At 65.2% G+C, this 7,672-nt stretch carries 8 protein-coding genes; all 8 read left to right on the top strand.

Annotated elements, in window-relative coordinates; genetic code table 11:
- The first annotated feature begins 194 nt into the window (after positions 1 to 194).
- The 8 genes from WA317_RS03980 to WA317_RS03945 all read left to right on the top strand — a co-directional run bounded on the left by WA317_RS03980 (position 195) and on the right by WA317_RS03945 (position 7,616).
- Complete coding sequence (locus tag WA317_RS03980) at positions 195 to 866, top strand: D-sedoheptulose-7-phosphate isomerase (RefSeq protein WP_425171805.1); 672 nt, start codon at positions 195 to 197, stop codon at positions 864 to 866.
- On the top strand, positions 863 to 1,975 hold the full coding sequence (gene hypE / locus WA317_RS03975) for a hydrogenase expression/formation protein HypE (protein ID WP_425171804.1): 1,113 nt from the start codon (positions 863 to 865) through the stop codon (positions 1,973 to 1,975). Before WA317_RS03980 ends, hypE begins: the two co-directional genes overlap by 4 nt.
- Before the next feature lie 31 nt (positions 1,976 to 2,006).
- Positions 2,007 to 2,279: a HypC/HybG/HupF family hydrogenase formation chaperone gene (locus WA317_RS03970; RefSeq protein ID WP_425171803.1), complete on the top strand. Its 273-nt coding sequence runs from the start codon at positions 2,007 to 2,009 to the stop codon at positions 2,277 to 2,279.
- A 19-nt stretch (positions 2,280 to 2,298) separates the two neighbouring features.
- Positions 2,299 to 3,438, top strand: a complete 1,140-nt coding sequence (hypD, locus tag WA317_RS03965; protein WP_425171802.1) for a hydrogenase formation protein HypD — start codon at positions 2,299 to 2,301, stop codon at positions 3,436 to 3,438.
- 3 nt (positions 3,439 to 3,441) lie between these two features.
- Positions 3,442 to 4,212, top strand: a complete 771-nt coding sequence (locus tag WA317_RS03960; protein ID WP_425171801.1) for a DUF6390 family protein — start codon at positions 3,442 to 3,444, stop codon at positions 4,210 to 4,212.
- A gap of 247 nt (positions 4,213 to 4,459) precedes the next feature.
- Positions 4,460 to 5,905: a DUF2254 domain-containing protein gene (locus WA317_RS03955; protein WP_425171800.1), complete on the top strand. Its 1,446-nt coding sequence runs from the start codon at positions 4,460 to 4,462 to the stop codon at positions 5,903 to 5,905.
- Between the two features lie 307 nt (positions 5,906 to 6,212).
- On the top strand, positions 6,213 to 6,716 hold the full coding sequence (locus WA317_RS03950) for a hypothetical protein (RefSeq protein WP_425171799.1): 504 nt from the start codon (positions 6,213 to 6,215) through the stop codon (positions 6,714 to 6,716).
- 21 nt (positions 6,717 to 6,737) lie between these two features.
- Positions 6,738 to 7,616 carry a DMT family transporter gene (locus tag WA317_RS03945; protein WP_425171798.1) on the top strand — a complete coding sequence of 293 codons (879 nt, stop codon included), beginning with the start codon at positions 6,738 to 6,740 and terminating at the stop codon, positions 7,614 to 7,616.
- Positions 7,617 to 7,672: the final 56 nt, after the last annotated feature.

The following is a 7,672-nucleotide window of genomic DNA, read 5'->3' as shown; positions in this document are numbered from 1 at the left end:
TGCCGCGTCGACGACGAAGATGCCGGCTCGGCCGGGATCGAGGAGCGGCGCAGATGACCGAAGTCGACGACGAAGATGCCGGCTCGGCCGGGATCGAGGAGCGGCGCAGATGACCGAAGTCGACGACGAAGATGCCGGCTCGGCCGGGATCGAGGAGCGGCGCAGATGAATGAAAACAATGAGGAGGACGTCTGATGGCAGCAGACGACGAACCCACCAACTTCCTGTACCCGTTCATCGACGCCCAGGAAGACGACCCCACCTCACTACTCGCCGACCTGGCCGCATCGGCTCAGGCGAAAGCGGCCGAGAGCGTGGCACTGCGGCGCTCCACGCTGGAAGCCAACGCCGACTTGCTGGAGCGCTCCGCGACCGAGATGGCACGCCGCTTCACCGCCGGGGGAAGGATGTTCACCTTCGGAAACGGTGGCAGTTGCACCGATTCCACCACTTTGACCCGACTATTCGCCCGGCCACCGATCGGCAAGCCGTTGCCGGCGTGGTCGTTGACCGCCGACCAGGCGATCATGACCGCGTTGGGCAATGACGTCGGGTTCGACCTGGTGTTCGCTCGTCAGTTGATCGCCCGCGCGAGGGCCGGCGACATCGCGATCGCCATGTCGACCAGCGGCAATTCCCCCAACCTGCTCACGGCGCTGGCCGAGGCGCGCCAACGCGGCCTGTACACCGTCGGTTTCGCCGGATACGACGGCGGTGCATTTCTGGACAACCCGAATGTGGACGTCTGCTTCGTCGTTCGCTCGCAAAGCGTGCATCGCATTCAGGAATCTCATGCGATGCTGGGCTACCAGTTGTGGTTGGGAACGCACGAACGAATCCGTGATCAGGGCCTGGGGGCTGCATGAACAAATCAGCGGGCGACTATCTCGCGTCGGGACCGCGATTCGCCGAGGGAGAGGTGATCGAGCGGATCGAGACGTTCCGCCGGCGACGCCCCCGGCTGCTCGACGACCACGTCACCCTGGCGCACGGCGCAGGCGGCAAGGCCTCAGCGGCACTCGTCGACGCGGTGTTCGTGGAGGCTTTCCGCAACCCGCTGCTATGCTCGCTCGGCGACGGCGCGGTCCTTACCCTGCCCAGCGGCGAGCGCCTGGCGATGTCCACCGATTCGTTTGTAGTGCAGCCAAGGCGGTTTCCCGGAGGCTCAATCGGTGAACTGGCCGTGCACGGCACCTGCAACGACCTTGCGATGGTCGGCGCTGTGCCGTCGTGGATCTCGGCGGCGTTCGTGCTCGAAGAGGGTTTCCCGATCACCGAACTCAAAGGGATCGTCGCCGACATGGCGGCCGCCGCTGTGAGAGCGGGTGTACAGATCGTCACCGGCGATACCAAGGTGGTGCCCAAGGGCGCTGCCGACGGGATGTTCATCACCACCGCGGGAGCCGGCGTCATTCCCGCAGAGCGCAAGCTGTCGGCTGAGTCGGTGCGCGCCGGGGACAAATTGCTGTTGTCCGGGTCGATGGGGGATCACGGCATGGCGGTCATGCTCGCCCGCGGCGACTTGGCCATCGAGGCCGATATCGAATCCGACACCGCCTCGGTCAGCCCGCTGGTGGAACTGCTCATGGCGGCTGCGCCGTCCACCCGCTGGCTGCGCGACGCGACCCGCGGCGGGGTGGGCACCGTCTGCAACGAACTGGCCCAGGCCAGCGGTCTCGGAGTGCTGCTCGAAGAGGAGCGACTTCCAGTGCGGCCCATGGTGAACGGCGCGTGCGAACTGCTCGGCATCGATCCGCTCTATGTCGCCAATGAGGGCAAGTTCATCGCCGTCGTCGCTGCGGAGGAGGCCGAGTCAGGGCTCGCCGCATTGCGCTCCCATCCGCTGGGGGCGGATGCGGCCGACGTCGGGCAGGTCGTCACCGAACCTGCCGAAACCGTGGTGCTAAGAACCGGGTTCGGCGGTACCCGGATCGTCGACATGCTTGTCGGGGATCCGCTGCCCCGAATCTGCTGAATCGGACTTGGGAGAGAAAGGAGAGCATGACATGTGCCTTGGGATTCCCGGCCGGATAGTCGAGATCACCGACGCCGCAAATTACTTGGCGAAGGTGGACGTGAGTGGCGTGCAACGCACGATCAGCGTGCGCCTGCTGGAAAAGGACATGCCGGAGAGCGACGACTGGGTACTGGTCCACGTCGGCTTCGCGATGGCCAAGATCGACGAGACTGAAGCGTTGCTCACACTGGCCGCAATCAAGAAACTCGGCGATGCCTACTCCACCGAAATGGAAGCATTCGATTCCTCGGCCATTGTGTAGGACGGGAAAGGGAAGAGCGATGAAATTCGTTGACGAGTTTCGTGATCCAGCGGCGGCCCGCAAACTACTGGGTGCCATCCAGCATTTGGCCGGGGCAGGCCCCGACCACTTCAAGTTCATGGAGGTGTGCGGCGGGCACACCCATACCATCTACCGGCACGGTATCGAACATCTGCTGCCGGACAATGTCGAACTCGTCCACGGCCCGGGCTGTCCGGTCTGCGTTATTCCGATGGGCCGCATCGACGACGCGATGTGGCTGGCCGGCCAACCCGACGTGATCTTCACCTGCTTCGGTGACATGATGCGGGTGCCCGGCTCCAACGGCAGCCTGCTGGACGCGAAGGCGCGCGGTGCCGACGTGCGGTTCGTCTACTCGCCGCTGGACGCCCTCAAGATCGCGGTCGACAACCCCGGCAAGCAAGTGGTGTTCTTCGCTATCGGTTTCGAGACCACCGCACCCTCGACCGCCGTCACGCTGGTGCGGGCCCGCGACCTGGGCCTGACCAATTTCAGCGTGTTCTGCAACCACGTCACGATCGTGCCGCCGATCAAGGCCATCCTGGATTCGCCGGACCTGCGGCTGTCCGGCTTCATCGGCCCCGGGCATGTGTCAACCGTGGTGGGTAACCGGCCGTACCGCTTCGTGCCGGAGGTGTACGGAAAGCCATTGGTGGTAGCGGGATTCGAGCCACTGGATATTCTGGCGTCGGTCGCGATGCTGCTCCGCCAGATCCGCGAGGGCCGCTGCGAGGTGGAAAACCAGTACAAGCGCGTGGTGCCCGAACACGGAAATCCAGCGGCACTGGCGCTGATGGGCAGGGTGTTCGCGTTACGTCCGCACTTCGAATGGCGTGGGCTGGGGTTCATCTCACAGAGTGCACTGCGACTGCACGACGACTTCGCCGAGTTCGACGCCGAACTCAGGTTCTCGATGCCCGGCGTGCGGGTCGCCGATCCGAAGGCCTGCCAGTGCGGTGAGGTGCTCAAGGGTGTGCTGAAGCCCTGGGAATGCAAGGTTTTCGGCACTGCGTGCACGCCGGAGACCCCAATCGGGACCTGCATGGTGTCCCCCGAGGGTGCCTGCGCGGCTTACTACAACTTCGGTCGCATGCACCGCGATGCCGTCAAGCTCGTAGGACAGTCCGGTCGGGTGTGACGCGTGTCGGCGCCGACCCCTGACCAGCGAGACACTCGCGGCGCCGAGATGTTTGCCAGGTACGCCTACGCGCCCAACGCACTCGGTTATTGCGGTCCCCCGCTGGGAGCCACCCTGCGAGACGGCTCGGTCGATGACGTGCGTCAGGCGGCGATGAAGTTTTCCGGAGCCTGGCCGTATCTGCAAGTGCTGTCCAAACTGACTGGGATCACCGATCCGCTCGATCACCGAGTTGTCCAGTCGTACTGGCTTGGCGGCGGCGTTGGCGCCGACGTCGACGCGGGTGACTTTTTCGAGGCGTTGCTGGCCATCATCGGACCGCAGGCAGGTCGATATTGGTCGCATCTCACGCCCGACCTGATTTGCGAGGCGGCCGGCAATCACTGCTTTCACGTATTCGGCGTCTACCCGTGGACCCGATTTCTGGGCCGGGGCATGGACGAACATCCGCTGGGCGTGCTGGACGATTGCCGCATCTCCTGGGGAGAAGTGATCGCCCGTCACGGCGAGCAGGTCGAAGTGTTGGGCCAGAGGCTGATCTGGGATGGTCATGCGTTGGCGCTGACGGAACCTTCGGCACGCTTGCTCGATATCTGGATCGACGGGTACAGCGCGGTGCCCGATGTCGCCGTCGGCGACGAGGTCGCGGTGCACTGGGGCCGGCTCTGCGGCCGGCTACAGCCGGCCGGGGTTCGCGCGCTCACCGACAGCACGGACCGCCAACTGCGGGTCACCAACCGAAGGCTGGCACAAGCTGTGCGGTTGTCGAGCTGAGTTATATCCTCGATCCGTTCGCCGATGTGCTGGCCGCCTTAGGGCGGCGTCAAAACCGAACGGGTGATCGAGGCGGACAAGGCCCTCTCCGATCTGGGCGACCACCGGCCGCGACGCTGCCAGCCGTCAGGCGGAGATGTTGGTATCGCGCGCATCGGTGAAAACTTCGTTCAGAGAACGGGTTGTTCCCGCGGTCTGGAGGACACCGACGTCGCTGAGGGGTTGCCAGTGCCCTAACCTTCGGATGGTGCGGTCAATTTCAGGGCTGTCGCAGTGGCGGCGCGAAGTGCTGCGCACCAACTTCTGGCTGGTGCCGACCGTCGAGGTGCTCGCAGCGGTCGCGCTGTTTTGCGCCACCTTGGAGGTGGATCGCGCCGTCTACCACGGTGTCCTCCGCCTGCCGGCGTGGGTGGAAAACGGCAGCGCCGACACGGCACGGGAGATTCTGCTCGCGGTCGCGGCTGCGATCATGACGGTGATCGGGATCAACTTCTCGGTCACGATCGTCACATTGACGCTGGCCTCGACCCAGTTCGGGCCTCGGATGCTGCGCAATTTCATCCGCGATCGCGGTACTCAGTTGACGCTGGGCACGTTTGTGGCGACAGCCGTGTACTGCGTGCTGGTGCTGTTGTCGATCGGCCCTGCAGAGCACGGTGTGTTTGTGCCGCACCTGTCGGTCTCGGTCGTATTCGTGCTGGTGCTCGTCGATCTGGCCGTGCTCATCTACTTCCTTCACCACATCGCTATCCAGATCCAGCTTCCCTTCGTGATCGCCGCTATCGCGGGTGATTTGACGCGCTACCTCGGAGTGCGAAAGCCCGACATCCGGATGTCCACCGGGGACCAGCAAGACGACCCTGATGAGATTGCCGCGCTGATCGAGACCATCGAGTCGTCGGGGGCGATGATCCCTACCCCGAAAGGTGGCTACCTGCAGGCCATCCGCTACGACAAGCTCATCCGCGCTGCATCGGCGGCTGATGCGGTCGTGCGCGTGCCCTACCGTCCGGGAAATTTCTTGGTGGAGGGCCGGAAACTGGCCGCCGTGTGGCCGCCCGAAGCCGCCGGCCGCATTACCCGCTGCCTGAGACGCGCGCAGATAACCGGGCCGGTCCGCACCCTCGCCCAGGACCCCGCCTTCGGCATCGACCAACTGGTGGAGATTGCCATCCGGGCACTGTCCCCGGCGGTCAACGACACATTCACGGCGCTTTCGTGCGTGGACTGGCTCGGCGACACCCTGTGCAAGCTCGTGCGGGTGTGGGCCCCGGCGCAGGTCTACCGCGACCGCGCCGGCGCTGTCCGCATTATCTGCGAGCAGGTCAGCTACGAGAATCTAGTGCAGCGGTCATTCGCCAAGGTCCGCCAGGCCAGCAGCGGCATGCCCGCATTGCTGATGCGCGAACTTGAGGCGCTCAAAGCGATCATGGAGCAGACCACCGACGCTGATCAGGCTCGGGTACTGATGGACCAAGCCGCGATGATTCAGCGCGCCAACCTGGAGTCGGTGCCTGAAGAATCCGACCGCGCCGACGTGGAACGCCGCTACAGCGCCGTCGCCAGCGTCTACGCCCGCACTGTCGGTGCGGGCGCTGGCCAAACGGCACAGGATGCACCGTCGCACCGCTCGCCAGGCGCTGATGTCCGCCCCGCCGCCGGAACCGGTGCTGCGTCGGTGGTGGGCCCCTAGGATCAGCCCGTTAGCCGACGTGATCGATGAGATGTTGCGCGCTGACCGCGACGCCACTGTCGGTGCGGGATGGTTCGCCGACATGGTGAACCACCGCAGACACGCTGGTTCACTGTGGCGATCCTTGGTTGTTTTGGACCGAAACTAAGAAATGTCTCATCTAAGTCTCACCGATTGCAGTATCGACACGCGGCGGGTGCGCGGGGTTATCTGATCGTGTTGCAGGTGTGACCGATGGAGCTCACGTTACGGAAGTGACAACTATGCCGCATGGCGCAGGCCATGACGGGGAAAACAGGAGCTCGACATGACCGCACTGACCATGGTGGCCACCCAACGGCGCGTACCGTCCAGTCGCCCGATGCTGTTCCGGCGAACCAGGGTGGCGATCGACCGGAGACGGGTCAACCCGGTGGACTTCATTGCGACGACCGCCAGCGTGCTGCGGCCTTTCCTCGTCACCGTGGCCGTCCTCACCGCAGCCATGGCGTCGTCCACCCCGGCTCATGCTGACCCGGGCAGTGATCCCGCCGGCTCGGTGCTGGATAACATCGGCGCTGATGGCGGCAACCCGATTAGTGACGCCATAGCGCAGGTGGCCCAGTCGTTCTGCCCCATGCTTGTGCAACCGGGCAGCAGCCTGGCGAGCAGCGCAGCGCAGGCCAGCGGCCACGGTGGTGCCGCCCCGCCGATTGCCGGCTTCCTGGCCGGAATGGCTATCAAGGCGCAATGCCCCGGGTTCATGACCTCCGTTGCCAACGGCAATATGCCCTCTTCCGTCTCCGGGATCCTGCCCGGTGGTGGTAACTGAGCCTTCTCGTATCGTCGAGGTGTGTTGATTGGCTTGATGCTGGCCCTGTGCTGCTCGGTCTGTTACGGCGCGGCGTCGGTGTTGCAGGCCGCGGCCACGCGATCGGTAGAAGCCGGCAGCGGCTCCGGCGTGGACGCCGCACTGTTGTTCCGCGCGGCCCGGCAGTGGCGCTATGTCGCCGGGCTCGGGCTCGACGGCCTCGGCTTTGTGCTGCAAGTGGTGGCGCTGCGGCTGGTGCCGATCTACGTTGTCGCCGCGGCGATAGCCGCCTCGCTTGCGGTCACGGCGATCCTGGCCGCCTGGCTGCTTTCGGTACGGGTGTCGAGAGCCGAGTGGACCGCGGTCGCCGTGGTCTGCGCGGGCCTGGCGATGTTGGGCGTCGCTGCCGGCCCTGAAGGTTCCCGGCATGGCCCGGCCGGTCTCGGGTGGGCTCTGCTGGCTGTGGTTGCCGCGGTTTTCATCGCGGGAGCTGTCGGAGGCCGACTGGGCGACCGCGCGCGTGCCGTCACCTTGGGTCTCGGCGCGGGCAGCGGGTTCGGTGTCGTCGAGATCGCCGTGCGCCTGCTCGATCAAATCGATCCGAGGAAAGCTGCGTTCTACACCAATCCGGCGCTCTATGCGGTGCTGGCGGGCGGAGCCGCAGGTTTTCTGATCCTCACCTCGGCTCTGCAGCGCGGATCGGTGACCACGGCCGTAGCCGGGATGGTCGTCGGTGAAACGGTCGCACCTGCGCTTGTCGGAGTCGTCTGGCTCGGCGATCGCACCCGCGACGGTTTCGGCTGGCTGGTCGTGGCGGGATTCGCCATAGCGGTGGCCGGAACCCTAGTACTCGGCCGATTCGGTGAGGCGCCGGACGCCGAAACCGATGCCACGCAAAACACCCAAGCCTCTCGAATCTGACTTAAACGTAGCGATGCGGATCCTGCGCGGGCTGCTCGTCGCCGTCATCGTCACGG

Origin of the sequence: Mycobacterium sp. (assembly GCF_049802695.1) — a bacterium.
In the GTDB taxonomy this organism is placed as follows: domain Bacteria; phylum Actinomycetota; class Actinomycetes; order Mycobacteriales; family Mycobacteriaceae; genus Mycobacterium.
This window is presented reverse-complemented; position numbering and strand designations above follow the sequence as displayed.

Bases quoted from the DNA above. Each gene is read 5' to 3' on its own strand.
- WA317_RS03980 (WP_425171805.1), top strand. From the start codon at position 195: ATGGCAGCAGACGACGAACCCACCAACTTCCTGTACCCGTTCATCGAC.
- hypE (WP_425171804.1), top strand. From the start codon at position 863: ATGAACAAATCAGCGGGCGACTATCTCGCGTCGGGACCGCGATTCGCC.
- WA317_RS03970 (WP_425171803.1), top strand. From the start codon at position 2,007: ATGTGCCTTGGGATTCCCGGCCGGATAGTCGAGATCACCGACGCCGCA.
- hypD (WP_425171802.1), top strand. From the start codon at position 2,299: ATGAAATTCGTTGACGAGTTTCGTGATCCAGCGGCGGCCCGCAAACTA.
- WA317_RS03950 (WP_425171799.1), top strand. From the start codon at position 6,213: ATGACCGCACTGACCATGGTGGCCACCCAACGGCGCGTACCGTCCAGT.